Source organism: Endozoicomonas sp. 4G (assembly GCF_023822025.1).
GTDB lineage: Bacteria > Pseudomonadota > Gammaproteobacteria > Pseudomonadales > Endozoicomonadaceae > Endozoicomonas_A.
In genome coordinates this window covers 3413574-3439095 of the sequence record NZ_CP082909.1, presented here as the reverse complement: position 1 = coordinate 3439095, position 25522 = coordinate 3413574, and the positions used below count along the sequence as shown (strand labels likewise).

At 50.3% G+C, this 25522-nt stretch carries 25 protein-coding genes; 9 read left to right on the top strand and 16 right to left on the bottom strand.

The features are described from left to right. Positions 1–40: 40 nt before the first annotated feature. The 4 genes from K7B67_RS13410 to K7B67_RS13395 all read right to left on the bottom strand — a co-directional run bounded on the left by K7B67_RS13410 (position 41) and on the right by K7B67_RS13395 (position 4634). Positions 41–280, bottom strand: coding sequence for a YheU family protein (locus tag K7B67_RS13410; protein ID WP_252176363.1), 240 nt, complete (start codon positions 278–280; stop codon positions 41–43). Between the two features lie 28 nt (positions 281–308). Then, positions 309–1028: a tRNA (N6-threonylcarbamoyladenosine(37)-N6)-methyltransferase TrmO gene (gene tsaA, locus K7B67_RS13405; RefSeq protein WP_252176362.1), complete on the bottom strand. Its 720-nt coding sequence runs from the start codon at positions 1026–1028 to the stop codon at positions 309–311. Positions 1029–1159: 131 nt separating this feature from the next. Further along, the gene (gene ovoA / locus K7B67_RS13400; protein ID WP_252176361.1) at positions 1160–3304 is read right to left on the bottom strand and encodes a 5-histidylcysteine sulfoxide synthase; all 2145 of its coding nucleotides are present in this window, start codon (positions 3302–3304) and stop codon (positions 1160–1162) included. Between the two features lie 175 nt (positions 3305–3479). Continuing rightward, positions 3480–4634: a PatB family C-S lyase gene (locus K7B67_RS13395; RefSeq protein ID WP_252176360.1), complete on the bottom strand. Its 1155-nt coding sequence runs from the start codon at positions 4632–4634 to the stop codon at positions 3480–3482. A gap of 225 nt (positions 4635–4859) precedes the next feature. On the opposite strand from K7B67_RS13395, the gene K7B67_RS13390 reads away from it, so the two are divergent. After that, a complete protein-coding gene (locus K7B67_RS13390) occupies positions 4860–5804 on the top strand; it encodes a hypothetical protein (protein ID WP_252176359.1) in 945 nt (314 codons plus the stop codon). 19 nt (positions 5805–5823) lie between these two features. Here K7B67_RS13390 and K7B67_RS13385 read toward each other — a convergent pair whose 3' ends face one another. Next, positions 5824–6861: a hypothetical protein gene (locus tag K7B67_RS13385; RefSeq protein ID WP_252176358.1), complete on the bottom strand. Its 1038-nt coding sequence runs from the start codon at positions 6859–6861 to the stop codon at positions 5824–5826. 321 nt (positions 6862–7182) lie between these two features. Further along, the gene (locus tag K7B67_RS13380) at positions 7183–8337 is read right to left on the bottom strand and encodes a hypothetical protein (protein WP_252176357.1); all 1155 of its coding nucleotides are present in this window, start codon (positions 8335–8337) and stop codon (positions 7183–7185) included. 153 nt (positions 8338–8490) lie between these two features. On the opposite strand from K7B67_RS13380, the gene K7B67_RS13375 reads away from it, so the two are divergent. From K7B67_RS13375 to rplT, 6 genes are all read left to right on the top strand, one after another. Beyond that, positions 8491–8991, top strand: a complete 501-nt coding sequence (locus tag K7B67_RS13375) for a GNAT family N-acetyltransferase (RefSeq protein ID WP_252176356.1) — start codon at positions 8491–8493, stop codon at positions 8989–8991. An 18-nt stretch (positions 8992–9009) separates the two neighbouring features. Continuing rightward, positions 9010–9591: a Uma2 family endonuclease gene (locus K7B67_RS13370; RefSeq protein WP_252176355.1), complete on the top strand. Its 582-nt coding sequence runs from the start codon at positions 9010–9012 to the stop codon at positions 9589–9591. Between the two features lie 268 nt (positions 9592–9859). Continuing rightward, positions 9860–11782, top strand: coding sequence for a threonine--tRNA ligase (gene thrS / locus K7B67_RS13365; RefSeq protein ID WP_252176354.1), 1923 nt, complete (start codon positions 9860–9862; stop codon positions 11780–11782). 83 nt (positions 11783–11865) lie between these two features. Then, complete coding sequence (gene infC, locus K7B67_RS13360) at positions 11866–12408, top strand: translation initiation factor IF-3 (protein WP_252180580.1); 543 nt, start codon at positions 11866–11868, stop codon at positions 12406–12408. A gap of 179 nt (positions 12409–12587) precedes the next feature. Continuing rightward, positions 12588–12779, top strand: coding sequence for a 50S ribosomal protein L35 (gene rpmI / locus K7B67_RS13355; RefSeq protein WP_034837404.1), 192 nt, complete (start codon positions 12588–12590; stop codon positions 12777–12779). 36 nt (positions 12780–12815) lie between these two features. Next, positions 12816–13172: a 50S ribosomal protein L20 gene (rplT, locus tag K7B67_RS13350; RefSeq protein ID WP_252176353.1), complete on the top strand. Its 357-nt coding sequence runs from the start codon at positions 12816–12818 to the stop codon at positions 13170–13172. 65 nt (positions 13173–13237) lie between these two features. On the opposite strand, the gene K7B67_RS13345 is transcribed toward rplT, so the two are convergent. Next, positions 13238–14287, bottom strand: coding sequence for a hypothetical protein (locus K7B67_RS13345; protein WP_252176352.1), 1050 nt, complete (start codon positions 14285–14287; stop codon positions 13238–13240). A 551-nt stretch (positions 14288–14838) separates the two neighbouring features. On the opposite strand from K7B67_RS13345, the gene K7B67_RS13340 reads away from it, so the two are divergent. Further along, positions 14839–16254 carry a transposase gene (locus K7B67_RS13340; protein WP_252176350.1) on the top strand — a complete coding sequence of 472 codons (1416 nt, stop codon included), beginning with the start codon at positions 14839–14841 and terminating at the stop codon, positions 16252–16254. A gap of 1 nt (position 16255) precedes the next feature. Here the strand turns inward: K7B67_RS13340 and K7B67_RS13335 are convergent, their stop codons facing one another. From K7B67_RS13335 to K7B67_RS13295, 9 genes are all read right to left on the bottom strand, one after another. After that, positions 16256–17035, bottom strand: a complete 780-nt coding sequence (locus tag K7B67_RS13335; RefSeq protein WP_252176349.1) for a hypothetical protein — start codon at positions 17033–17035, stop codon at positions 16256–16258. A 224-nt stretch (positions 17036–17259) separates the two neighbouring features. Further along, positions 17260–17718 (bottom strand): CesT family type III secretion system chaperone, encoded by a 459-nt coding sequence (locus K7B67_RS13330; RefSeq protein WP_252176348.1) that lies wholly within the window; start codon positions 17716–17718, stop codon positions 17260–17262. An 87-nt stretch (positions 17719–17805) separates the two neighbouring features. Beyond that, positions 17806–18573: a class I SAM-dependent methyltransferase gene (locus tag K7B67_RS13325; RefSeq protein ID WP_252176347.1), complete on the bottom strand. Its 768-nt coding sequence runs from the start codon at positions 18571–18573 to the stop codon at positions 17806–17808. 112 nt (positions 18574–18685) lie between these two features. Further along, positions 18686–19801: a 2-iminoacetate synthase ThiH gene (gene thiH / locus K7B67_RS13320; RefSeq protein WP_252176346.1), complete on the bottom strand. Its 1116-nt coding sequence runs from the start codon at positions 19799–19801 to the stop codon at positions 18686–18688. Continuing rightward, entirely contained in the window at positions 19801–20601 is an 801-nt protein-coding gene (locus K7B67_RS13315; protein WP_276576701.1) for a thiazole synthase, read from the bottom strand. The genes thiH and K7B67_RS13315 overlap by 1 nt, the downstream gene beginning before the upstream one ends. Before the next feature lie 24 nt (positions 20602–20625). Continuing rightward, positions 20626–20826 carry a sulfur carrier protein ThiS gene (gene thiS / locus K7B67_RS13310; RefSeq protein ID WP_252176345.1) on the bottom strand — a complete coding sequence of 67 codons (201 nt, stop codon included), beginning with the start codon at positions 20824–20826 and terminating at the stop codon, positions 20626–20628. Between the two features lie 120 nt (positions 20827–20946). Continuing rightward, entirely contained in the window at positions 20947–21513 is a 567-nt protein-coding gene (gene ddpX / locus K7B67_RS13305) for a D-alanyl-D-alanine dipeptidase (protein WP_252176344.1), read from the bottom strand. Between the two features lie 51 nt (positions 21514–21564). Then, entirely contained in the window at positions 21565–22578 is a 1014-nt protein-coding gene (locus K7B67_RS13300; protein WP_252176343.1) for a PTS fructose transporter subunit EIIC, read from the bottom strand. Between the two features lie 92 nt (positions 22579–22670). Continuing rightward, positions 22671–23393 carry a TerC family protein gene (locus tag K7B67_RS13295; protein WP_252176342.1) on the bottom strand — a complete coding sequence of 241 codons (723 nt, stop codon included), beginning with the start codon at positions 23391–23393 and terminating at the stop codon, positions 22671–22673. Positions 23394–23628: 235 nt separating this feature from the next. Here K7B67_RS13295 and K7B67_RS13290 point away from each other — a divergent pair, with 235 nt between their 5' ends. Continuing rightward, positions 23629–25500, top strand: coding sequence for a C2H2-type zinc finger protein (locus K7B67_RS13290; RefSeq protein ID WP_252176341.1), 1872 nt, complete (start codon positions 23629–23631; stop codon positions 25498–25500). Positions 25501–25522: the final 22 nt, after the last annotated feature.

The following is a 25522-nucleotide window of genomic DNA, read 5'->3' as shown; positions in this document are numbered from 1 at the left end:
TCTGGTTCCCGTGCTCCAACGTGGGAACCAGAGGTTAATTTTAAAAGTCGTTGACCATAGCCTCATAATGTTGAGCTTCTTTGGCAGGGATAATATTCACACTCTCGGTTTGGGCATCAAACACAATCAAGACTTCGCCGGATTTCAATAACCCAAGCATCTGCTGGATACGGCTTTCCTGATCCTGGTCAAAGCCGTTGTCAGTGCCTTCCCGGCTGACGAAATCGGCGATCAGGTTGTGCAGTGTCTCTTTGTTTAGTTCCTGGTGGGGGATAATCATTCTTCAATTCCTTGTGACGACCCTAAGGTCAGGGTTGTGAATAAGGTTCCAGGTCGGTGACCAGGAAGTGATCGCCCCTGGATTCCCAGACCACATTGACATCCCAGAGTGCTGAGCCATGTCTGCGGCCAACGGTATCTTTGAGATAGGCAGGGCGTGGGTCCTGACCCAGTACCTGTTTAATCAGTGTCACCAGTGAGCGCCCGGTCTGTCGTTCATAGGTCAGGCACTTGATCATAGCCTCTTCGCTAAATTCCACTTCCGCCATGATGGCCGGTAAGGGGGCAAAGCCGCCTTTTGCTTCTGGCAGGGCGTCGGCGTAGGGCAAGTAGGGTTTGATATCAATAACGGGTGTGCCATCCAGCAGATCGGCTTCGGCCAGTCTCAGTTTCAGCTTTCCGTTCCCGGACTGGATGCCCTTTAGCTTCACCACCGACAGGCCAATGGGATTGGGACGGTGGGTCGAACGGGTGGCAAAAACCCCCATGCGCTGCTTGCCGCCGAGGCGGGGAGGGCGAATGGTCGGGCGCCAGCCTTCATCCATCGTTTCGTGAAAAATAAAGTGAACCCAGAGGTGAGAGAAACCTTCCAGACCTCGCACCAGGTTTTCCTGATGGTAAGGAGGTAGCAGTTCCAGCTCTGATTCTGCTGCCGTAACGATGCCTGGCTGGCGGGGAATTCCAAATTTCTGTCGGTAGCAGGAGTGAATCACTCCAATTTGTTCAAACTGGAAACTGCTTTTGTTCACATTGAACCCGTAATGGCTGTTTTGATCGGGCAATATAATTGAAAACAGAAGGTCTTAACAGGGTTTCGCAGGGGCAGGAGCCTGATGCAAGGGCAACTACCAAGCTCCTGCTTTTTTTAAGAAGGCTTTTTTCAAGAAGGCTTTTTTCTCCAGAAAGTTGCCTGAGAAACCGTATGCTGATGCTTTCTGGCACTTTCCCGGATGACAAAAGCAATATCCATGGGTGGTTGAATCTCTTCAAAATGTTGGCTTAGCACTCTTTTCAGTCCGTTATACGTTGTCAGGGCTTCACCATTCTCACGTATTCCACCCAGCCATTTGTCTTTTGATGTGTACTCTTCCAGCCAGGTATAGGGGGAGGTCAGCACCAGTAGCCCTTCCGGACGAATCCGCTCATGGACAGAAGAAAGAAATTGCTGAGGGTTATGCAGTCGATCAATCAGGTTGCCAGCAAAGATCAGGTCATAGTTGTTGTACCTGGCTTTAAGATTACAGGCATCTCCCTGGGTAAACTGCACACGACTGACATCAATGTTATCGGCAAAATCGGTCAGCCTGGCTTCACGATATTCACCTAATTCACCTTCTGAAGGCACAAAGTACCGAATTTTTCCATTCTGCTGAAGCTTGGAGGCCGCAGAGATAAAGCGGGCGGAGAAGTCGATAGCGTCAACGTGATTGAACCAGCGGGCCAGCTCGAAGCTGCTTCGTCCTACCGAGCAGCCCAGGTCCAGCGCCCGTGTGGTGCCGCTATGGTCGTTCAGCAGCTTGTGGCAAACCTCGACACAGGTCTGGGGGAAGTTGGCAACGCCAAAGTAGTTTTCGCCGTAATGGAATTCCAGATACTGAGCCACCAGTGCATCTGTTTCATAGGGGTTCTGGCTGGTATTTCGTTCAGCAGTGGATTCGACGTAGCGAAAACCGGCATGTTGGAAGAATTGCCGTCTGAAGGCATACCGGGAATCCCGGATGGCATAGTTTCCTGTTGAGATCCAGCAGCCACCCTTGATCAGGTTGTGCTGACCGTCAAATGTGGGGGTTGAAAAGTCATCGTAGTAGGGATGCACCCTGAAACCTTCAAAGGCGTCAATGGGCGTCGTTGTCCATTGCCAGACATTGCCAATGACATCATAGAAGTCGCCAGTCCTGAATTGGTTAACCGGGCAGGAAGATGCCCAGTATTCAAGGTTGATGTTGCCCGGAGCCTGGTCCCAGTAGGGTTGGTCGGTATCAATGCTGTCTCTTAAACAATACCATTCAGCTTCAGACGGCAATTGTATTTGCCGACCTGTTATGTCGGACTTCCATCGGCAAAAAGCCTGGGCTTCGTGGCAGTTGACGTCCACAGGCCAGTCCCAGGGCATGTCCGTCTCTTCCAGCATGGCCCGGTATCGGTAATTTTCCCCACTGGGTATCCAGAATTCAGGGTGCACGGCTTTGGCAAAGTTAACCCAGGCCCAGCCCTCGTCAGTCCAGTATTGTTCGGCACGGTAGCCGCCAGCCTGGACAAATTCCAGAAACTCCTGGTTGCTGACCAGGTACTGGCTGGCCTTGAAGGCAGGGATACTCTCTTCATAGTGACCGTATTCGTTGTCCCAGCCATAAAGGGCATGATTAAAGGGTTTACCGAGAATCTGGTGGCCACCGGGGTGTTCAATTAACTGATTTTGGGGAGCAGCTCCTGAGTGTTTACAGGGTTGCCAGTTCGGGTGAGGAGTGACGCAGGTCAGAGGTAACTGCCGAATCAGAACCGATGAGGTCTCCAGATGGATACGCTCATGCTCAATGCCCATCATGATCAGCCAGGCCGGGCTTTCCCAGGTAATAGGCATGTCCAGAGGCATGGTTTCAATAAAATCAATCACCCGTGCCCTGACTTTCCGGCGGTATTCCTTCATGGCGGGAACCGTGGGCCAGTCGTAGTTATTCTCATCGAGATCATCCCAGGACATTTCATCAACACCAATGGCCACCATCGCCTCAATATCGGCATCGATCCGTTCATTAATCAGGTTGGCCGCAGTCAGTTTGTTAATAAAAAATGCAGCCGTATGACCAAGGTAAAAAATCAGGGGGTGTCTCAGGGAAATGGCCTTTTGGTAGTAAGCCTCATCATTGGCCAGTGTTTCAAAAAGAGAGTCGTAAGTATCGAAGGTTTCGCAGAAATATTGAATAAGTTCCTGTCGCTTTGCTTCTGGAGAACCTGAGTCGAGAATCAGTGTTCTTGTGGGAGTCTCCATGGGTGATGTGTTTTCAATAGGGATGTTGTTGAGCACGAGCTAACCCTCAAAGCATTTTTTCAGTAGTGTCAGGCTTGATCAGAGTCTGTTAAAAAGATCATGTATGGTTTAGAACTTAAAGACGAAAGTATCAAGTTTGACCGGTTAAGTGCCTGACCCATGGGCCAGGTACTTAATGTTCGAAGGTTTACGTATCAATCGTTGAATCGGGTCAGGGTTTCAGGCTGGTTACGGCTGCCTTGATCCTGCGAATCCCTTCTTTCAGGGTGGAGCGGCTACAGCCAAAGTTCAGTCTCAGGTAGTCACGATCTCCGAACTGGGCGCCGGGAGAGAGGCCGACACCGGCATCTTCAAAGAAGCGATGGGGGTCATCCAAACCTAATTCGCTGACATTAATCCAGGCCAGGTAGGTCGATTGCAGGGGCAGCATACTTAACCCCTCAATGTTGTTGATTTCAGACACCAGCAGGTCGTGGTTACCCCGCAGGTAGTCCACCAGGCTCTGGCGCCAGGGTTCGCCGTGTTGGTAAGCGGCACTGGCCGCCGTGTAACCCATCAGCATGTTATCCGGATCAGGCACGATACCCTTGCGAACTTTCTGGAACTCTGTGCGCAGTGTGTCGTCTGGTATTATGGCAAAGGCACAGCCGAAGCCAGCCACATTAAATGTCTTGGAAGGCGACATCAGGGTGATGGAGGTATCTCTGGTGAATTCACTCAGGCTGGCATAGGGGATGTGTTCGGCATTGCGATCCAGAATCAGGTCACAATGCACTTCGTCGGAGCATACGACAATGTTGTATTTTTTGCAGAGTGCTTCGATGGTCTTTAATTCTTTTCGGCTAAGTACACGACCATTGGGGTTTTGTGGATTACACAGCATCAGCAGTCGGGTGTCTTTGGTGATTCTGTGTTCAAACGCTTCCAGATCAAGCTGCCACTGATTGTCCCTGATGACCCAGTCCAGTTCGATCATCTGGCGTCCGCCCAATTCCGGAGCCATTAGAAAGGGGTAATAAACCGGCACAGGTACGGCAACGGTTTCTCCGGGGCCAGCAACGCTTCTCACGGCAATATTGAGTGCCGACACCAGTCCCGGCAACCAGACGATCCAGTCTTTCTCTATCTGCCAGTCGTAAAGGTTGGACATTCGCTTGACAAGGCGATCTTCCAGTCCTTCATTGACCAGGGTGTAGCCAAATACGCCGTGTTCAACCCGTTGTCGCAGGGCTTCAAGGATTTCGGGGGCGGATTTGAAATCCATATCGGCCACCCAGAAAGGCAATATGTCCCTATCTTTGTAGCGATCCCACTTCAGGCTTGAGGTATGACTTCGGTCGATAAAGGTATCGAAATCTATGGACACGGACACTTCCCCTGTTGGATTTAACGAGCCGTACTGATACTACCTGCACTCACTCTTTTTTGAAATCCGATTTGTCGGGTAATACCGGGAAGTGCAGCCGGTTTTGTCTGATGTGCTGTCTCGCTGGTCAGTTCAGGAGGGCAAATCCTGTCAGCAGGCTGGCAAATCCCTGTTTTGTAGACAATGCTCAGAGAATCTGAAGTTTCCCTGAGGAGTAGTACCGAGTTGATTTCCAGAGGCGTTGTCTATTCACTGGTGTCCGGAGCCTTGCTGGCAAGCCTGATCATTCTTCCTCAATGGATGTCGGAGCATTCTGCCATGGAGCTGGTTGCAGGGCGCTTTGCAGTATTTGGGGGCTGGGTGTTAATGATCGCCCTTTTCCGTCGCGAGATGATTCAAAGAGCTCTACAGGGTGGCATCCAGCCATGGCTCTGGACGGCCCTGCTGACCAATGTCCTTTATTACCTTTTCCTTGTTATCAGTATCCGCAGTCTCGGCGGGGTGTTTGCCTGCATTCTGATGGCGGCTTTACCCATGATTTTTCAGAGATGGTTGTTGGCAGGGAAAGGCAGTAGCAAACTCACCTTACCTTTGCTGTTGTTGGTTGGAGCATTGCTGCTGTTGATTTCCCAGAAGTTTGACCAGGGGTATCCGGACTCCCATGAGCACAGTGTGCTCAGTGGTCTGTTATGGTTGTTGTTGGCGAGTATCTGCTGGCTTATGGGAACCCGCAAGCAGCTGTTAATGGTCGCTGAAAGACCCGATATTGTGCCTTCGGATCGTTATCTTTTAACCGGGCTGGGCTCTGTGCTGGCATTACCCATCGTGTATCCACTGACCTGGCTGGATCATCCTGAGTTTGTGCTTTTCCCGCAAGGTGTCACCCATATTGACTGGGCTTATTTTGGCGGAGGGATGCTGGTAGCGGGAATATTAGCTACCGGTGTGGCCCGGATATGCAGACGCAAAGCGGTGCTGCATAACAGTGATTCGGGGTTTTATCCCTGCACAACGCTTGAGGTTTTATTTGGAGTGCTGTTTGTTTTTATGCTGGAAGGGCGCATACCCGATAACCAGGAGTGGGCAGTCATTGCCATTCTGGTTTGGGGTATGGCCCTGTTTTACCGGAGTCGTCCTGTTTCCCGGACTTTCAGTATTCGCTCAGGGTAGGTTCAGGCAAATGTGCTTATTACAATTCCATTAAACCTTCACTGGGCATTATCTGACCGAAGCCTGTGAATTTTACTCGGTAGATAAAGCGATAGAGGCTTGCCAGAGAGACGAATGTAAAAAATCCCAGACCGGAGGTTAAAGTAATTACCGTGGGGTTGGGTCGGTATCCAAAGGGGGTAATAAACGACATTGGAAGTTTTTCGTGGCTGAGTATTTCATAATCATTGCCAACGGTTGTATGTTTGCCTACATCCCAGACCGTGCTCGACTCACCGGCAACTTCTTCAAATTCATGCCAGGCACCTGAGAACAGTCCGGTTCCCAGGGTGGCAGTCACAAACCATGCGAATGCTTTGACGTAGGGGTTCTTGACCCTGGGTTTGAAGGGGATGAGTTGTGAAGCGATGATGGCCGCAGGGATGAGGGACAAAGCAATGGCTGCGTATTTTTTATCAAGGATCAACGGTAACGTAATGAGAGCGCCTTCTCCGGTTTCGCGAAAGGTGTTTGAGATAACATTCATCAGTAATCCCGACAAGACGAGTTCATTTTTACCTGTAACGCCTCCCGCGATCCCAAGAGCCCAGCCACCGACGCACAGACTGGCTTTTAATTTTGTTAAACCTTTAATCAAATCAGTCCATTTCCTCGGGATTTCCTTACCTGATTCTGCAAGTGCGACCCCGGTACCGTAAATGCCAGCCATAGTGATGGCACTGGTGGTAAAAGCAGCTCCTAAAATCTCCCTTTTAGCTTTTGGGTTGACTCTTATAGAGCCTTCAAGCAGTACAAACATTTCCACCGCTTCCCAAACCCAGATAGAAACGCTGGTTACCCACTGGTCGTAACCGGGTTTGTTTGCTTTGACGTCTATTACCGGGGCGTTTTCACATCCAAGCTTATCTTTAATGGCGTTAAAGTCAGAGGTGTTGCTATAGATCACCGTTGAGTTATTTGGGTGGCTGATTTCTGAGCAGATAAAAGCTTTCAGTACCCCTTTGTCCTCCCCGCAGCTGATATCATCGGATGATGTCAGGGGCAATCTGACGCCCATGGAAACCGTATCTTGTGGAGTGGAACCGGGTTGAGGGGCGAGTGTGCTGACATTAACCACTGAAGAACCGTTGGAGCTGACAAGGTTGACTGACTCTGTGGTATTGATGACTGGATTCGCCAGAGCGTAATGACTGAGAGTGCAGGCAACTATCGTCGATATTAAATGAACCAGATAGGATGTTAGCCGTTGCATTGGATCTTCTCCATGGGCTGAAAAGCTGATCGATGTACATGGTCAGGCCGGTTTGAACAGATTAGTCCTGGCTCAACGTGTTTGCATTTACAGAGTGATCTGGAAGCCCGGTAGGGGTCATGGGAATCACAATTCCGTCATCGATAGATCGGTTGCTTGCTGAGTCATTGTGCATTGAGCTCTGTGGAGAAAGCGATAGAGGCTTGCCAGAGTGATGAATGTAAAATAGCTTAAGCCGGAAGTCAGGGTGATAACCGTAGGATTGGGTCGATACCCAAAGGGAGCAATGATCGACATTGGCAGTTTTTGATGGCTGAGTATTTCATAATCATCACCCACGGTGATATTGCTGCCTATATCCCAGACAATGCTGGATTCACCAGCAACTTCTTCAAAGTTATGCCAGGCTCCCGAGAACAGCCCGGCTCCAAGACTGGCTATTGCCAACCATGTGACCCTTTGCACAAAAGCATTGTCGGTTCTCGGGTTGCGGACAATTAGCTGTGCAGTAATAACGCCCAGGGGGATGAGTGACAATAAAGCGGCGTGGTATTTTTTTCTAACGAACAGCGGTAAGGTAACGAGAACGCCTGCTCCGGTTTCGCGAAAGGTGTTTGAGATAACATTTATCAGTAATCCCGATAAGACGACCTCTTTTTTACCTGCAATGCCTCCAGCCATTACAAGAGCCCAGTCGCCTACCCACAGACTGGCCTTTAGTTTTGTTAACCCTTCCATCAGTTCAAGCCATTTTCCGGGGATTTTCTTACCGAATGCCGCGAGTACTGTCCCTGTGATGTACAGACTACCGGTAGTGATCAGGCTTGTGGCTGAGGCTGCTGCCAAAATCAGCTGTTTGGCCTGGGGATGCATTTTTATAGCAGTATCAAGCAGTATGAACATTTCCAGACCTTGCCAGGCCCAGATAGACACACTGGACACCCAGCGGTCGTAATCGGGCTTACTTTTTGCGATGTTTTTTAAATTGGGGGTGTTGCATCCGAAATCATTTTTAAGAGCGTTAATCTCAGAGCTGTTGCCATAAACAAAGGTTGAGTTGGCGGGCAAGTTGAGTATTGAGCAGATAAAGGCACCCAGTGCGCTTCTCTCCTGCCTGTAGCTTATGTCGTTTGATGATGTCAGGGGCAGCCAGACGACCGTATCGTCAGGGCTGACTAACTCCGTCGTGTTGATGACTGGACTAGCCAGAACTGAATGACCCAGAATACAGGCAAACATCACCGATACTAAACGTAACCAATAAGGTTTTAATGGTTGCACTGGGTGTGTCTCCGTGAGCAAACTTGCTGAACAATAATCAATGGAATCCGGTCAGGCCGGTTTGAGTGGAGCTGTTCGGGGTTGGGTCGGTACAGTCAATGTTAGATGAAATGCAGTGTGTTTGTATTTGTTCAGGCTGAATGAGGAGTGGAGATGATAGAAACGGCCAGATTGATCATCAGGGAGCTGGATAGCTCCGATACAGAGGGGCTTGCTTCCATACTTTCAGACCCCGAGGTGATGAAGTTTTCTACCGTCGGTGTCAGAGATAAAGAAGCTATACGACTCTACATCAAAAATTGCCGACAGAACTATTTGACCCATGGCTACGGTCAGTGGGGTGTGTTCAGTAAAGAAACGGATGAAGTGGTCGGAGTGGCAGGGCTTAATAACAGCCTTGTGCAAGAGCAGGAACTGGTTCATGTTAGTTACCGGTTTAAAGTTTCAGAGCAGGGTAAAGGTCTGGCTAAAGAGACGATAAGGGCTATCCTTGAGTTTTCATCCAACAGGCTTGGCTTGTTGGAACTGCATGCGATGATCGACCGGGAAAATGTCCGTTCCAGACATCTGGCTAAAAAAGTGGGTTTCCGTTACAGGTCGCAATCCAGCTTCAGAAATCAGAGTGTTGATATTTTTCATATTGCTCTTGATTGAAATTTCAGGGGGGTAAACATGAGCAACCTGGCAGAAGACTTTTTTTTGATGTCAGAATCAGAGTATCTGGCGTTTGAAGAAAGCTCAAAAGAACGACACGAATATTACGACGGCTATGTCGTTGCTATGACTGGCGGCTCAGCAAACCACGACGTAATCAGTCTGAATGCAGCCTTTGTCCTCAGGGAGAAAGCGCCTGACGGGTGCCAGGTATTCGGCAGTAACCTCAGGCTGAAGCTTGACCACCTGAATCGTTCCAGCTACTGCTATCCAGACGCCTGGATGCGCTGTTGCGAACCCAGGCTTAACAAAGAAACCGTTGGTGACAAGCCGTGCCTGATCGTAGAAGTGTTGAGTCCCGGAACTCGCAAAACAGACCAGACCTACAAGGCTGTTGAGTATTCCAAAGCGCTTAAGCACTGCCGGGGAGAGTATCTGCTGGTGGATTCTCAAGTGCCTTCTGTGATTCTGCTTGGCTGGGTAGGCGAAGAGTTTAAAAAGAAGTCGATAGCGGGATTGGAAGATCATATTCGCATAGACCGTTTGGATGCGACCATTCCGGTCGAGGATTTTTACAGGGGAGTTTTTAGCCTGACTTGACACAGGCTCTGAAAAAACCACAATAACCATACGGTTGACTTTTCTTTGTTAACTGCAAGCAAATGTCCCAAGATTTTCTCCCTCCAATCAGCGAGAAAATCCAAGCATCCCCTGGTATGGGTTGCCACTGGTACAAAAGTTCTCAGCCCCTGGTATGGGCTGGTAAGAACGACGAGCAAGCAGCCTTCGGTATAGGTTGCCACTGACGATGAACAGAATGCCAACAGCGGCAATAGCCCTGGCGGCAAAAACTAAGGAATCTCCCCTCATGCCTGTAATTACGCTCCCCGACGGCAGCAAGCGCGAGTTTGCTGACGCCGTTTCCGTAATAGAAGTGGCTCAGGATATTGGTCCGGGCCTGGCCAAAGCGACTCTGGCGGGTCGTATCAATGGTGAGCTGGTGGACGCCAGTACCAAAATTACCGATGACGCTGAGCTGGCTATTATCACTTCCCGTGACGAAGAAGGTGTTGAGGTGATCCGTCACTCCACCGCTCACCTGTTGGCGATGGCTACCCAGGATCTGTACCCCGGTGCCCAGGTCACCATTGGCCCTGTGATTGATAATGGCTTCTATTACGACTTTTCCTACGAGCGGGCATTCAACCTTGAAGACCTGGAAAAGATTGAAAAGCGTATGGCTGAACTGGCCAAACAGGATCTGGGTATTGAGCGGGTGGTCATGACCCGTGACGAAGCCATCAGCGCTTTCAAGGCCATGGGTGAGGAATACAAGGTTGAGATCATTAATGACCTGCCAGACAGTGAAGTGATCTCTGTGTACCGTCAGGGTGAGTGGATGGATCTTTGCCGCGGCCCACACGTGCCTTCAACCGGCAAGCTGAAAGCGTTCAAACTGATGCGTGTCGCCGGTGCCTACTGGCGTGGTGATTCCAGCAACGAAATGTTGACCCGCATCTACGGTACCGCCTGGGAAGACAAAAAAGCCCTGAAAGCCTACCTGCAACGTCTGGAAGAAGCTGAGAAGCGTGACCACCGTAAACTGGGCAAGAAACTGGACCTGTTCCATATGCAGGAAGAAGCGCCGGGTATGGTGTTTTGGCACCCCAATGGCTGGGCCATCTATCAGGAACTGGAACAGTACATGCGTAACAAACAGATTATGCATGGCTACAAAGAGATCAAAACTCCCCAGCTGGTGGATCGCTCCCTCTGGGAAAAATCCGGTCATTGGGACAAGTTCAAAGACGACATGTTCACCACCAACTCGGAAGAGCGTGACATTGCCGTTAAGCCCATGAACTGCCCATGCCACGTTCAGGTGTTCAACCAAGGGCTGAAGAGCTACCGTGACCTGCCCCTGCGACTGGCGGAATTTGGTTCCTGTCACCGTAACGAGCCATCCGGTGCGCTGCACGGAATTATGCGTGTTCGTGGCTTTGTTCAGGATGATGCTCACATTTTCGTGACAGAAGATCAGATTCAGTCGGAAGTGGCTGCCTTTATAGACTTCCTTCATGAAGTCTATGAGGACTTCGGTTTCAGTCGTGACAACATGCTCTACAAGCTGTCTACCCGCCCTGAAAAACGCGTCGGTTCCGACGAAATCTGGGATAAAGCCGAAAAAGCCCTGGCCGACGCCCTGGATGCCCAGCAGCTGCCCTGGGAAGAGTTGCCGGGTGAAGGGGCTTTTTACGGACCTAAAATAGAGTTTTCCCTGAAAGACTGTATTGGCCGGGTATGGCAGTGTGGCACGATGCAGGTGGATTTCTCCATGCCGGGTCGTCTTGGCGCTGAATACGTCGATGAAAACGGTGAGCGCAAGACACCGGTTATGCTGCACCGGGCGACTCTTGGCTCGTTTGAACGCTTCATTGGCATACTCATTGAACACTACGAAGGGGCGATGCCATCATGGCTGGCTCCCAAGCAGGTGGCCATCCTCAATATTACTGACAGACAGGCCTCTTATGTGGCAGAACTGGAAAAAATGTTGATGGAAAAGGGCGTTAGGGTAAAAGCGGACTTGAGAAACGAGAAGATCGGCTTTAAAATCCGCGAGCATACCTTGAATAAGGTGCCTTATCTGCTGGTTGTTGGCGATAAGGAAATGGAAAACAGAACCGTTGCTGTGCGTACCCGAACAGGTGAAGACCTGGGTACCATGCCTGTAGAGGCATTCGTGGAGCACCTTGCAGCGGATATCAGCAAGCGTGGCCGTACTGCGTAATTGATCTGTTGAGGGCTTGTCGATCTTAATATTCAGCTTCTACAAGCCCTTTCGCACAGGCTGCCTTTACAGGAGATACACCCATCAGACGTAACAGCTTCCGCGATCGTCGCCCGCAGAAAGCGCCGATCAATGAGAATATCCGTGCCAAAGAAGTCCGACTGATTGGAGCCGACGGCTCTCAGGTAGGGGTGGTCGATACCCGTGACGCTTTGTCCATGGCCCAGGAAGCAGGGCTGGATCTGGTTGAGATTAACGCAACCAGCGAACCCCCAGTCTGTAAAATCCTTGACTACGGCAAGCATCAGTACGAGCAAAAGAAACAAAAAGCCGCAGCCAAGAAGAAACAGGTTCAGACCCAGGTGAAAGAAGTTAAGTTTCGCCCGGGCACAGAGGAAGGGGATTACCAGGTAAAACTGCGCAACCTGGTACGTTTCCTGACAGAGGGCAACAAGGCGAAGGTTTCCCTTCGCTACCGTGGTCGTGAGATGGCTCACCAGCAGCTGGGCATGGAACTGATGAACCGGGTTGAAAAAGATCTGGAAGAAATCGGTACCGTTGAACAGCGTCCAAAAATGGAAGGCCGTCAGCTGATCATGGTTATTGCCCCGAAAAAGAAAAAGTGATGTGTGTATGAAAAACCGGTCACTGTCTCAGTGGCCGGTTTTTCGTGTTCTGGATGAACGACCGTCGCTTTTATTTTTTAATATCCCGACACCTCCTGGCCCTGAAACGGGCGCCTCTCTCTTTGATGAGAATCTTTGATGAGAAGGGGTAGGTGATCGCGAATGCGGAGTGCTTTTTCATGCCAAAAATGAAAACCAACAGTGGTGCCGCCAAGCGTTTCAAGAAAACGGCCAGCGGTTACAAGCGTAAGGGTGCCTTCAAGAGTCACATCCTGACCAAGATGACCACCAAGCGTAAGCGTCAGCTGCGTGGTACCTCCATGGTAACACCTGCCGACCAGGGTCTCGTTAAGCGTATGCTGCGCGACTAATCGCTTTTTAGATCATTTTTTTCGGAGAGTTAGCTCATGGCACGTGTAAAACGTGGTGTAATCGCGCGCAAGCGTCACAAGAAAGTTCTTAAGGCCGCCAAAGGTTACTACGGAGCACGTTCACGTGTATTCCGCGTAGCCAAGCAGGCTGTCACCAAAGCAGGTCAGTACGCTTACCGCGACCGTCGTCAGCGTAAGCGTCAGTTCCGTGCTCTGTGGATTGCCCGTATCAACGCCGGTGCGCGTACCAACGGTCTGTCCTACAGCCGCTTTATCGCGGGTCTGAAGAAATCTGCGATCGAAATCGATCGTAAGGTTCTGGCTGATCTGGCGGTACACGACAAGACCGTTTTCGGTCAACTGGTTGAAAAGGCTAAAGCTGCTCTGGCTTGAGTCTGATTCATATCGGTTTTAACGGGGTTATGGGTGTCCATAGCCCCGTTTCATTTTGGAGGAGCTCAAGGCGAAAATTCCAGAATTAAGTGCGTATCATCCTCATCATCATCTTCCTCAAATCTCTCTTCGCATCTGAGTATTTCAAGATCACTGTTGACCAATCCATTCCGATCGGCTTCGAACGAATCGTCCTCTGAATCAGTTTCGTTCACCTTTATAAACTTCTTGCTTGAGATTCTGGGTCGCTTCGATGGTGGAGAACTGAGCACAGTGTGTGCCTTTCTTACGTGATCCCACAATTTTCTACCTTCTTTAGTGAAGACCTTATTACAAGATTCGCAGGTTACCAGGGCGCTATTTGTCCCGGTTGCATGAGTTGTAGAGATGGTCACAGTTGAACGGGCTGGTTGTGCAGTAGAGCAGCTAACTGCGAAGGCTTGTAGCTGAGGTGGTTGAGCAGAATTGTCTTCTGGCTCACTGTCATCGGAGCTATGAAAACGATCGGATGAGGTGCTGAGTTTGCAAACGCCATGACAGGAACCCGCGTGACAATTTAAACCGTAAGTATGAAGGTTTTGTTCAGGGCTTTCGCCATTACCGTCAGAGCCAGAGCCAGAAGACAGAGGGCTGATAGAGCCTGAAATCCGGGCGGTTGCTGCTGAGGCTTGCTGAGGGGATGATTCTTTTTGTGGTTGGCTTGGTTGCTGGCTGTTTCCGGGGAGTGTCATAGTGTTGATCACAAATGGGTCATCCCCCTTTGTCGAGATCGCCTCCAGTTGACCTGTCGGGTTAAACGTTGGCGAGTCGGGATTCCAATAGTTTTTCAAAAGCAAGCCGACAACGGCAAGCGCCTCAAAAGGTATGTATGAATAAGATTTGGCACCCGGAAGTGTGTCGCTGGTCAGAACCAGTTTGTAAGCCATCAGCAGAGGAGTGGCGTAAATCAATTCCCACGAGATAAATTCAATAAGGGAGGTGGTTTCACTGTGGCCACCAAGCCTGTGCCCAAGCCCAACCTCAACAATAAAATGTTTTTCCAACAGTTCTGCGTGACAGATAACAGGCAACGACATGAGCAATGACAGCACTGCCACAGAGAGTGTCTTTTTCAAAGCTATATCCTTTCTAACGTCTCTTTTGCGTTTGTTGGTGTTTATTCTGAATACGAGAAGATAGATCAGGATATTGAAAGATCAAGAAAATAAGCGTCGTTTAACTCGCTTTCACGCTTTTAGGCTCTGTGAATCCCAGTCCCGTTAGGTCATGGTCAGCGTCTTGATCGAAATGCTGGCGCAAACCCGTTCCTTCAGGGGCGGGTCTAGCCAGCGCAAGGCGTTAGCCTTGCTGTGACAGTCGCTTAGAAGTTTTAACAGACTTTTCTGAAGGCGGTGTTCTCTGGCTTTCTCCAGAAGTGTTTCCCCTATAACATCGGCTTTATGCGCTCCCAGTATTCACGCCTTAATGTATAAGACGACTTTCCCTTTGGCTTGCCTACCATTTCCCTGCTGAACTCGTTTCTACGGTATTTAGTAACAAATACTAGATGTACGTTATTCCTAAATACACAGGATCTACTGATCTCCATTCGTACATACAAACCTCATATTTGACAGATATTTCTAGCCAGACTAGCATGAAGCCATTCAATTCAACAGGTTATGTAATGCTGCAAGGTATCCGACTCAAAGCCAATCCAACAGATCAGCAAAAGTTGGTTCTGTCTCAGTGGATGGGCTGCGCTCGGTTTATCTGGAATGCGAAATGTGATGAGCATCGTTATTACAGCACTTACGCAAAAAAATACTGCCCCATAGGTACGCATGCCCCTGTTGACACAAAGGCAGTCCAATTCAAAAGCGAAGAGTTATCACCCTGGTTATCCGATTGTCCCAGTCAGATAATCAGAAACTCGGCTACCAACTGGTATAAGACCTACCGGAAGTACATGAATGGCTTGTGCGGTAAACCAAAGAAAAAAGCCAAGACAGACAAGGGCAGTGTTTACCTCACCAATGAAGTTTTCCGGTTCGATATCTGTGAAGATGGTGTAACCCGTCTTTTCATTGGTACAAAGACCAACAATATTGGTTATTTGTCGTTTAAAACTCACCGTCCATTCAAGGAACCAAAATCCATTTACATTAGAAAAGAGGCTGGTCAGTACTCTGTTTCTTTCTGTTATGACGATGGATCAGAAGAACCAGCAACAGAAAAAGAGCATTTGGAATACCTTAAAGGTGCTTCCAAAGAGTGGCTGGAAGAGCATGTTATTGGCGTCGATCGAGGTGTTGTCATACCTGTTCATACTGGCGTTAAGCCTTACGACTTTGAAGAAGACCAGAAAAAGAACATGGATAAGCGCCAGCGATACCTAAAGAGGTTTCAGCGCCGTTTGTCTCGCCAAACCAAAGGCTCTAACCGTCGTCAGAAAACAAAGAACAGGATTAGCAGGCAGCACAAGAAAGTAGCCAACATTCGGCAAGATTTCTGCCATAAAACCAGCCGTAAAATGGTTGACAGCAAGGCCAGAGTCATTGTTTTCGAGGATCTGAAAACCTCAAAAATGACCCGCAGGCCAAAAGCAAAAAAAGATCAAAACGGAAAGTTCATCTCCAACAAGGCGAAACAAAAAGCCGGACTGAACAAGGCCATTCTCAACGTAGGATGGCACTTCTTGGAAACCTACACCCGATATAAAGCAGCAAAAGCAGGCAAAGCTGTATTCAAAGTGCCTGCACCCTTTACGAGTCAAGAGTGTGCTGATTGCGGTCACACTCACCCCGACAACCGCAAGACACAAGAACGGTTTCTTTGCGGTCAATGTGGACACTTTGACAACGCTGACAGAAACGCCAGCATCGTAATCAAGAAACGAGCAATTAAGTTTTTCATGGACTCTGGAACGGAGTTGGTTGGCAAAGGAATTCCTGTGCTAACCAAAGGACGTGGAGCGAACCGTAAGCCGGGAAAGGGCAAGCCCTCTTCCGCAGCTCGCAGTGAAACGTCAAAAAAGAAAAGAACGGTAACTACTCCGGTAGCTTGCTTAGTATTGGAAGCTCGCTCCTTTAGGGGCGAGTAGTTCACTTTCCCATCAGGAGAGAGAGTAGAAAACCCCTTTTGCGCCTGAAGATCGTTCTTGCATAATTATGCTCTTCTAAAATGACCGGTTTTCCGATGACTTTACCTTGCAAAAACGTCTCATGTTCTTTGAGGTCTAAACTCCAGTCGTCCGGTGCCGGTTGGTAGTGAATGATGGCGTCTTTGGCTGCTTCCTGTTTTTCTTTGCTCAAAGCGTTAATAACATCACTGCTCAGGTGTTCGCTGGAAAAACAGCTGGCCCGTAAAACGGTTTTTTGTGTGACTGCTGCATAAGCCGCCTGTGTTCCACCCTTTCCGAAGCCTGATAATTTGAGAGACCAGCCTTTGAATTGATTGTCTATCGTCATCAGGCTCTGAACTTGCCTGGTGAGTTCACTGGCTTGTTTGAAGCTTTCAGAGACATTTTTGCGTCTTGCATTTCTCAGGTTGCGTATCCAGCGCATAAATCCTTTTTTAAGGCATGGAGGATCAGAGGGGGCGTTCAGCTTTTTCAGGCCATCTCTGTCACCAAAAACGATACGCACTTCTGGAGGATTGGTTTTCGGATTACGAAGGACATAGGCGGTGAGGCCGGTTTTCTTGTCGAAGATGCAGCCTTTGGCGCCTTTGGTCGATAATCCGGCGGCTTTGCCGGCAGCCAGTGCAAGGCGACGGTCGGCATCCCAGCCCTTGAGCTGATCCTGGATGGTGTCGTCTATTACCCCGCCTGCTTCTATGGACTGTTTATAAGGGTAAGCAGCAATCTTTGCTTCATGGCGCACGGCATCTTGTACTAGCCAGCTGGATCTGTCCCCAGGATTATTGCCCGGAGCAAGCGTACCTACCGAAGACTGCCGCGGACGTGTTAATGAAACAAAATTCCCGACATGAGGGAGCGTTCTAGTGTTTGTTGGCCGCAGCCCCAGTGCTTGAAAACCCCGGTGGTCTGCATCCATGCTTCTTTCTGCCCGTCGGGCAGCTGACCCTGCTGCTGCACTGACTCCTCTCATTCTGCAATCCCTCTGGCGGCTGATGGTTGGTAAACTAATCCTTGCTCTTCTTCCAGTAGTTCCTGAGAGAGTGTGTTGGCGTGTTCTATATAGCCAAGCACCAGATTTTTGAATGTTTCATGGGTCAGGCTACCGATAGGGTGGCTGGTCATCAGGTGTAAACCCATGCCATCGGGATCGGTATAAAACCAGGCACCTTTGAGTTTGTCCGGGGCTCCATTGAGGGATAGCAACTGCATTGCCCTGGCGGCCTGTAGCTCGGGATCGGTTGGCATGGGTGCCAGCATGCGATACAGCAATAACAGATCACTGTTTTCCGGTAACTCTATGATCACTGCGATCTCATTGTTCTCGTCCACCAGGGCGCAGATGTTGTCTTCTGCTGTCAGGTCGTGACCAATATGTTCTCCAAAGTCCTTTAAAAATGCTGTGAACTGTTCGTCGGGGTCAGTCATGGTGGGGCCATCCGTAGCTAAGAGTTGATGTTTATCTCGGCTTGAGCGTGAAAAATTAAATAGATGGGTAGTAACAGAGCCTGCAAATCAAGCAGGCTTTTTGGCAAGGATTCGTACCTGGTCCTGGTCGCCATGACTCCATACCGGGTAGTGGGGAGCTTCACCCTGCTCACAGACTTCGATTATAAATCCGGCACTTTCCATTAATGCCTTCAGTTGTTCGGACGTAAAAAAACAAAAGTCTCTTCCGGGGATATTAATTTTGTGGGCTGCCAACACCGGATCGGTTATTTCCGGGCAATTAAAGGCTTTTGCCGCCTCCGTCAGAAGGCTTATATAGTCCCGCTGACAGGTAACGGTTAACGGTGATTTTCTTGCGCCTTCCTTTATTTCTCTGCTTAGGTCGGTGGCTTTCAGCACCTCAACGTCACAGGAGCAGCAGGTCAGTAGAAGAGTGCCTCCCGGTTCAAGAATCCTATACAGTTCATTGATGGCGGGTGTGACGTCTTCGTTGGTAAGAAAATGAAACACTTCCGCGCACAGAATCCCGCAGAAGGCATTCTCTTCAAACGGCATGTTCTCTGGCAGTTTTGCGGCTCGGCATGTGAGCGCTTGCTGCTGAACCGCTGGCAGGTCATTCAGCCACTCAGACAAGTCCGGTTTATCCATGTCAGTGGCTATTACCTGTGCTCCACGCATCAGCGCAGCGTGAGTGTTGACGCCGTGGCCGCAACCGATATCCAGGAGAGGCTTGTCTCCTTTCCAGCTATTTAGCCAACTATCCAGATAGATAACCGGATTGTGAAAAGTAAAACCCACACCCAGTTGATTCTTTTCGTATAAAGGCTCTGACATGGCAACACTCCCGATGGATTGAGCTTTACAGGATAGACGCTTTTTTTGTCGGTCGCGTTTAAAAGTCTGTTTGCTCAATGACCTGTGCGGGAGTGTGTCCGTGGACAAAGCGTCAGTGGCTATAACTGCGATCCCAGTCCTTCCAGACCGCTTCCAGACCTTTCGACTTGATCGCAGCCGCTACCGCTTCAGGGCGACGGTGGTCGTCGATGGAGAATTGCTCCAGGGATGCAACGGCACCATCGGCATAACCGCCAGGTTGAGTGCTTGAGAAAGCGCTCATGGTGGTAATGCCCAGGGGCAAGACATTGTCTCTGAAGGATTCTGATTCCCGGGTGGAGAGTGACAGTTCGGCTTCCGGTTTAAACAGGCGGTAAGCACAGATAAGCTGCACCAGCTGTTTGTCTGAAATGATGGAAACGGGCTGGAATTCACCCTCGCAGGGGCGCAGTCTTGGAAAAGAGATGGAGTAACGGGTTTTCCAGTAGGTCTTTTCCAGATAGTCGAGGTGTGCGGCGACCATGGCGGAATCTGTACGCCAGTCTTCCAGGCCAATCAGGGCGCCCACGCCAATCTTGTCGATGCCGGCTTTGCCGAGCCTGTCTGCGGTTTCCAGACGATAGTCAAAATCCATCTTGCTGCCGCGCAGGTGGTACGTCTCATAGGCCGACCGATGGTAGGTTTCCTGGTAAACCAGAACGGCGTCCAGCCCGAGGGCCATCAGCTCTTCGTATTCACTTTGTTCCAGAGGTTGTACTTCCAGCGTGATATGGGAAAAGTGCAGTCTGACTTTGTTGAGAACGGTTTTGAAATATTCGGTGCCGACAGTGCCCTGGGCTTCACCTGTGACCAGCAGGATATGATCAAACCCCATGGCTTTGATGGCTTTCAGCTCCTGGTCCAGCTCTTCCATGCTCAGGGTTTTGCGGCGAATTTTGTTGTTCAGGCTGAAGCCACAGTAGGTACAGATGTTGGTGCACTTGTTGGACAGGTACAAGGGGATGTACATCTGTACCGTATTACCAAAGCGCTGGCGGGTGAGGGCCATGCTTTTTTGTGCCATCTGTTCCAGATAAGGTTCAGCCGCCGGGGAAATCAGTGACAAAAACTGATCGTGGGTCAGTCGGCGAGTGGACAGAGCATGTTCGACATCCGCAGCGGTTTTGCTAAGGATGCTCATCCTGATTTCATCCCAGTTTAACTGGTTAAAGGTATCTATAAATGACATCAGAAATCTTCCAGAAAGGCAGTCAGTGGGCTGCTTGCCTGAGCCTGGTGTGAACGTATTCCGAGACCAGCCTCGTAAGCTCGTCTGCCTGCTACAACGGCTTCCTTGAAAGCAATGCCCATGGCTACCGGATCATTTGAAACCGCAATGGCGGTATTTACCAGTACGGCGTCGGCACCGATTTCCATGGCTCTGGCCGCATCGGAAGGGCTGCCAATACCGGCATCCACCACCACGGGCACCTGGCTCTGTTCGATGATGATGTTCAGAAACTCTTCCGTTTTCAGGCCCAGGTTGCTGCCAATGGGTGCCCCAAGTGGCATAACCGCTGCGGCACCGGCTTCTTCCAGTCTTTTGCATAAGACCGGGTCAGCGTGGACGTAAGGTAGAACAACAAATCCCAGCTCAACAAGTTCTTCGCAGGCCTTCAGGGTTTCGATGGGATCAGGCAGTAAATATTTGGGATCCGGGTGGATTTCCAGCTTCAGCCAGTGGGTTTGCAGGGCTTCTCTGGCCAGCTGGGCTGCATAGACCGCTTCTCTGGCGTCGCGGGCTCCGGAGGTATTGGGCAGCAGGTTAACACCGGCTTCAGTCAAGGGCGAGAGAATGTCATCCTGATCGTCATTCAGATCCACTCGTTTGAGTGCCATGGTGACCAGTTCACTCTCAGAAGCTTTAATGGCTTCGGCCATGGTCTGGCTGTTATTGAATTTCCCGGTACCGGTAAACAGACGAGAATGGAAGGGTTTATCAGCAATGGTCAGCATACCAGCCCTGTCGTTCGATAAATTGTCAGTCATTTCAAGTGCGATTTCTTCACGCTATCAGCCACCTGCGGTAGCCTTGATCAGGGTGATACGGTCACCTTCTTCTACGTTTTTTCGTGGCCATTGGGAGCGGCTGACAATCTGTTGATTGACCGCCAGTGCCATGCCTTTTTCAGCCTGATTGATCTGTTCCAGCAACTGCTCCAGTGTCAGAGGGGAGTCAAGGTTCAGGGGCTGGTCATTAACAAAAAATTGCATAGATCGTTTTGGGAGGTTTTGAAATCAGGAGGGCAGTTTAAAGCAAATACTTCTCCGGATAAATGGGGGGAGTCACCAGGAGCCTGAAGGATAACCAGACTGCCCGGCTTTGTTGCAGGGCTAAATGATGCCTGAGCCGATGTCACTCTCTTTTAATATCGGATACTGCCAGGCATCAGGTAATTGATAATGCCACCATTCACTTGGCATGGGGGTGAATCCAGCCACATTCATGGCGCCTGCCAGTATTAAACGGTTTTTCTGGGCAAGCTCGGAAACCTGGTCATTGCCATGGTGTGCCAGAGGACGAAAATCATCGAACTCGGTGCCCATTTCCAATGTATGCCCAAACGGGTCAACCAACGTCAGGTCAATGGCTATCCCCCGGCAATGAGGATTGAGTCCGGTTTGCGGGTGGGATACATATTCAGGGTCTGGTTTGTGGTTAAAGAGTGCCTGCTGAGCTTCCAGGGGGCGAAAGGCATCCCATATCTTTAGTTTGAGTCCCATGGGCTGAAGAACTTCAATGGCGTTTTGCAATCGTCTGGCTGCTTCTTCGTGCATCAGACACAGAGGCTTTTTGTAAACGGGCTTACCTGTGAAGTTGCTCCCGGTGGCATAGACCATCTCGAGTATCAGGTCGTGGCTTTGGGGTGTGACTTCAATCAGTGAGTGTGTGTTCTTCATAAATCAATCTGACCTCAGGCATTCTTGATGGTAATTATCGACGATCGGCTCTTAAGATTCAGGTTTTACAGGTTTCAAAAGGTTGACAGCCAGGGCTGTTACCAGTGCGCCAGCGATGGTGGCCAGAATGTACCAGAGGCGGCCATCGACCACCGGCAGTACAATCCAGCCTCCCCAGGGGGCATGATTGATGACTCCGGCCATAAAGCCAATGATGTTGCCGGTAATTCCTCCCAGGACAATGGCGGGTATGACCCGTAACGGGTCAGCAGCAGCAAAGGGGATTGCCCCTTCTGTTATGCCTATCATTCCCATAGCCAGGGCAGCCATGCCAGCCTCTCGCTCTTCAGCAGAATATTTCCCGGGTGAGAGCAGAGTGGCTAGCCACATGCCCAGGGGAGGGGTGCAAATGGCGACTCCGACGCCGCCCATCAGATAGGGATGATCCTTTACTTGAGTTTGAGCAAATAAGGTAGCGACTTTATTGATGGGGCCGCCCATGTCAAAGGCGGTCATCCCGCCAAGAATAGCGCCTAATGAAACCTTGGATAAACCCTGGAGACTGTACAGCCACTCGTTCAGGTGCTGCATCATATTAGCGATGGGCTGGCCAATCACCCAGATCACCAGACTTGCGGTCAGGAATGTACCTGCCAGAGGGTAGATAAAGATGATAGCAACAGGACGCATGTTCGGTGAGAGAGGGATTCTCTTGAGGGCATTGACAATATAACCGGCAATGAAACCCACAACCATGGCTCCCAGAAAGCCACACCCGAACTGAGCCGCCAGCCAGGCCCCGATCATGCCAGGCGCCAGGCCGGGACGACTGGCAATGGACCAGGCTATGTAGCCGCCCAGAACAGGGATAAAGAGGGTGAAGCCAGCGATCCCCATATCCCATACATCTTTGAGGAAGCCGGACTCAGGGGGTTCTCCCTTACCATGCAACATGACCGCCAGTGAGAGGAGGACGCCGCCAGCCACAACGAAGGGAATCATGTGGCTGGTGCCTGTCAGCAGGTGGGATCTGATCTTAACGAATTCTGCTTTTACGCTTTCCATCGTTTTGGGCTCTTTGACTTCGTTAGCCGCTTTAAATATGAAAGCTGAAGTTTAGCAGCTCAGAGGGGTTGTCAAGCATAGATACACTGCTTCTACTGGTTTCGTCCCGACTGTCTTGATCGTAAACGAGTATTGAGCATTTCGACCGCCAGTGAAAACGCCATGGCAAAGTAGATGTAGCCTTTCGGGATATGAAAGTCCAGGCCTTCTCCCATCAGCGAGACGCCCACCAGAAGCAGAAAGGAGAGGGCCAGCATTTTGAAGGTGGGGTGGCGGCTGACAAATTCTCCGATAGGGGCTGCCGCAAACATCATAACGCCTACCGAAATGACAATGGCGGCGATCATAACCCACAGGTGTTCTGCCAGTCCTACTGCGGTAATGACCGAATCCAGAGAAAAGACAATGTCAATGAGGGCAATCTGGACCAGGGTGATAACGTACCCTCTGGGTTTAAGATGGGACCCTTCATCCATATCGGGTTCAATAGAGTCGTGGATCTCGTGAGTGGATTTGGCCAGCAGGAAGAGCCCGCCTCCTATAAGAATCAGATCCCGGCTAGATATTGCGTGATCGAACAGGTGGAATAAAGGGGCAGTGAGGCTCATGATCCAGGTAATGGAGAGTAATAAGGCAATCCTCGTGCACATAGCCAGTAACAGCCCCAGTCTGCGGGCACTGTTGCGTTGGTGTGCCGGCAATTTATCGACAACGATGCTAATAAAAATGATGTTGTCGATGCCTAGAATAATCTCCAGGATGGTCAGTGTTGCCAGGGCAATCCAGGGCGCCGGGGTCAGGAAAAGTTCAGTCATTGTTTCTATCGTATGAGTTCTATCGTATGGGTTCTGTCGTGTTAGCTGCTCTTGCGGGGATGCATTTCCCTGAGCTATTCGTAGGTAATATCGGTTAAAAATAGACGAGACTGAAAATAATAGGCTACGTTTTGACTCTTGCGAGTATGGCAGAAGAAGGCAAGGAGGCCTGAAAGCCGATAGTTCCAGGAGGGTGGCGCAGGGTGACGTTTAACAATAACTGAGAACCAAGACATTGGAACTATTACTGAGATCTCTATTCTTTCTGCTGTCTTTTATAGCTTCAGCGGAGGCGCAAATTCCTGACTTGTTGGCTGCCTACCCTCTGCCAGAGAAAACCTCCACTTTTACAGAATCCTTGGTGACACTGGGGCTACTGGCCATCAGGCAGCACGCCTGGCAGCCGCTGCTCTTTAGTCCGGAAAAGGATGCTGAACCTCAGCCTGGCAATAACAAGTTTCTTCACGTTTCATCAGACCATCCTTTTATTATCAGTGGCCCAGAGCCTGTGCCCGACCCGCATACCCTTTGTCAGCCTATCGACATTCATGGGGAAAGAGCCTGGCAATGCTTTGGCCTGGGATCCATTACAAGCGCGGCGCTCGACACCGGGCAGCCTTTATATCTGGAAACCCATTCTCACCAGAGCATTGTCCTGCACTATACCCATGGACCCGGGCTGACATTTCCGGAATACGATCTGCCCGACTACCTGAATGCTTTTGCAAGGCAGCCAGCTGAAATGGAACGGATTCGTAAAACCGCCGCCAAAAGAAAGGCCATAGGCAGGCTCAGGATCGTCGAAGAAATAATAGAGAAGAGCATTGGCTTACGGAGGTTGCACATTGCAAAAACCGAGGGAATCACAGTCAGGGAGCAAAAAGACATTGAGAAGGAAAAGCACCACCGTAAAGATGCTCACGTCCGGTTTTACCGCTCTCCCATAGGACAACCGGCTATTGATTTAGCTATTGATACTGCCCTGTGTCTGGCAAAAAACCGTGCCGCCTGCCAGGAGGTTTTGTCCGCAATCGTTACCTGCGCAAATCCTGAACCAGGCACAACCAGTGAGCACACCAGCGCTCCATCGCAAGAAGGTACACAAGGCGCTTCAAAAGGAAGCAAAGGCAACGGTGCCGGGCAACCAGTCAGTTGCGTGTTCGTCAGGGATGGCGAAGTCTACCTAAGTGTTGGGCCACCAGAAAAGGTTCGGCACACGGGAACACACCATAGCGTCCATGTCGGTCAGAAGCCCCATAAGTGCAAACAATGTGGCAAGTGTTTTACAGAAGCAGGGAGCTTGAGAATACATGAGCGCATCCACAGCGGTGAGAAGCCCTTTAAGTGCAGACAGTGCGGCAAGTGTTTTGCGCAAGCGGGGAACTTAAGGGGACACGAGCGCACCCACACCGGTGAGAAGCCCTTTAAGTGCAGACAGTGCGGCAAGTGTTTTGCACAGGGGGGAGGCTTGAGAAGACATGAGCGAACCCATACCGGTGAAAAGCCCCATAAGTGCAAAGAATGTGGCAAGTGTTTTTCACTAGCTTGGGGCTTGAGAGTACACCTGCGCACCCACAACGGTGAGAAGCCCTATGAGTGCAAACAGTGCGGCAGGTGTTATGCACAAGCGGGGCATCTGGGAACACATAAGAAGGTACACAATGGTTCAGCATCTGGTCGCGGTAACAAAGCTAACCGTGCAGCCTGCCGGGAGGTTCTGCCCGCAATCGTCCCCTGCGCAAATCCTGAACCAGCCACAACCAGTGAACACACCAGCGGCCCACCGCAAGAAGGTACACAAGGCGCTCCGAAAGGACGCAAAGGCAGCCGTGCCGAGGAATCAATCGGTTACGTGTTCGTCAGGGATGGCAAGGTCTACCAAAGTGCTGAAACACCAGAAGGCATTCGACGCTCGAGAACACAGCGGGGCACCCAAATCGGTCAGAAGCCTTTCGACTGCAAACAGTGCGGCAAGTGTTTTACGCAAGGGGGAGCCTTGGGAAGACATATGAAGGTACACAATGATTCAGCGCCTGACGGCAGCAACAAAGCTAATAATAATGGCGATGATGAACCATCCTGTGGCCCACCCGCTTTCAGCCAATAAACCGTATCATGTGGCTCCCGAC

What these genes read in the sequence shown, in the direction of transcription:
- rpmI (WP_034837404.1), top strand. Translation starts at nt 12,588, where the DNA reads ATGCCAAAAATGAAAACCAACAGTGGTGCCGCCAAGCGTTTCAAGAAA.
- rplT (WP_252176353.1), top strand. Translation starts at nt 12,816, where the DNA reads ATGGCACGTGTAAAACGTGGTGTAATCGCGCGCAAGCGTCACAAGAAA.
- K7B67_RS13370 (WP_252176355.1), top strand. Translation starts at nt 9,010, where the DNA reads ATGAGCAACCTGGCAGAAGACTTTTTTTTGATGTCAGAATCAGAGTAT.
- K7B67_RS13340 (WP_252176350.1), top strand. Translation starts at nt 14,839, where the DNA reads ATGCTGCAAGGTATCCGACTCAAAGCCAATCCAACAGATCAGCAAAAG.
- thiS (WP_252176345.1), bottom strand. Translation starts at nt 20,826, where the DNA reads ATGCAATTTTTTGTTAATGACCAGCCCCTGAACCTTGACTCCCCTCTG.
- K7B67_RS13325 (WP_252176347.1), bottom strand. Translation starts at nt 18,573, where the DNA reads ATGTCAGAGCCTTTATACGAAAAGAATCAACTGGGTGTGGGTTTTACT.
- thiH (WP_252176346.1), bottom strand. Translation starts at nt 19,801, where the DNA reads ATGTCATTTATAGATACCTTTAACCAGTTAAACTGGGATGAAATCAGG.
- K7B67_RS13330 (WP_252176348.1), bottom strand. Translation starts at nt 17,718, where the DNA reads ATGACTGACCCCGACGAACAGTTCACAGCATTTTTAAAGGACTTTGGA.
- K7B67_RS13385 (WP_252176358.1), bottom strand. Translation starts at nt 6,861, where the DNA reads ATGGGCGTCAGATTGCCCCTGACATCATCCGATGATATCAGCTGCGGG.
- K7B67_RS13375 (WP_252176356.1), top strand. Translation starts at nt 8,491, where the DNA reads ATGATAGAAACGGCCAGATTGATCATCAGGGAGCTGGATAGCTCCGAT.
- thrS (WP_252176354.1), top strand. Translation starts at nt 9,860, where the DNA reads ATGCCTGTAATTACGCTCCCCGACGGCAGCAAGCGCGAGTTTGCTGAC.
- K7B67_RS13410 (WP_252176363.1), bottom strand. Translation starts at nt 280, where the DNA reads ATGATTATCCCCCACCAGGAACTAAACAAAGAGACACTGCACAACCTG.
- ddpX (WP_252176344.1), bottom strand. Translation starts at nt 21,513, where the DNA reads ATGAAGAACACACACTCACTGATTGAAGTCACACCCCAAAGCCACGAC.
- K7B67_RS13295 (WP_252176342.1), bottom strand. Translation starts at nt 23,393, where the DNA reads ATGACTGAACTTTTCCTGACCCCGGCGCCCTGGATTGCCCTGGCAACA.
- K7B67_RS13315 (WP_276576701.1), bottom strand. Translation starts at nt 20,601, where the DNA reads ATGACTGACAATTTATCGAACGACAGGGCTGGTATGCTGACCATTGCT.
- K7B67_RS13300 (WP_252176343.1), bottom strand. Translation starts at nt 22,578, where the DNA reads ATGGAAAGCGTAAAAGCAGAATTCGTTAAGATCAGATCCCACCTGCTG.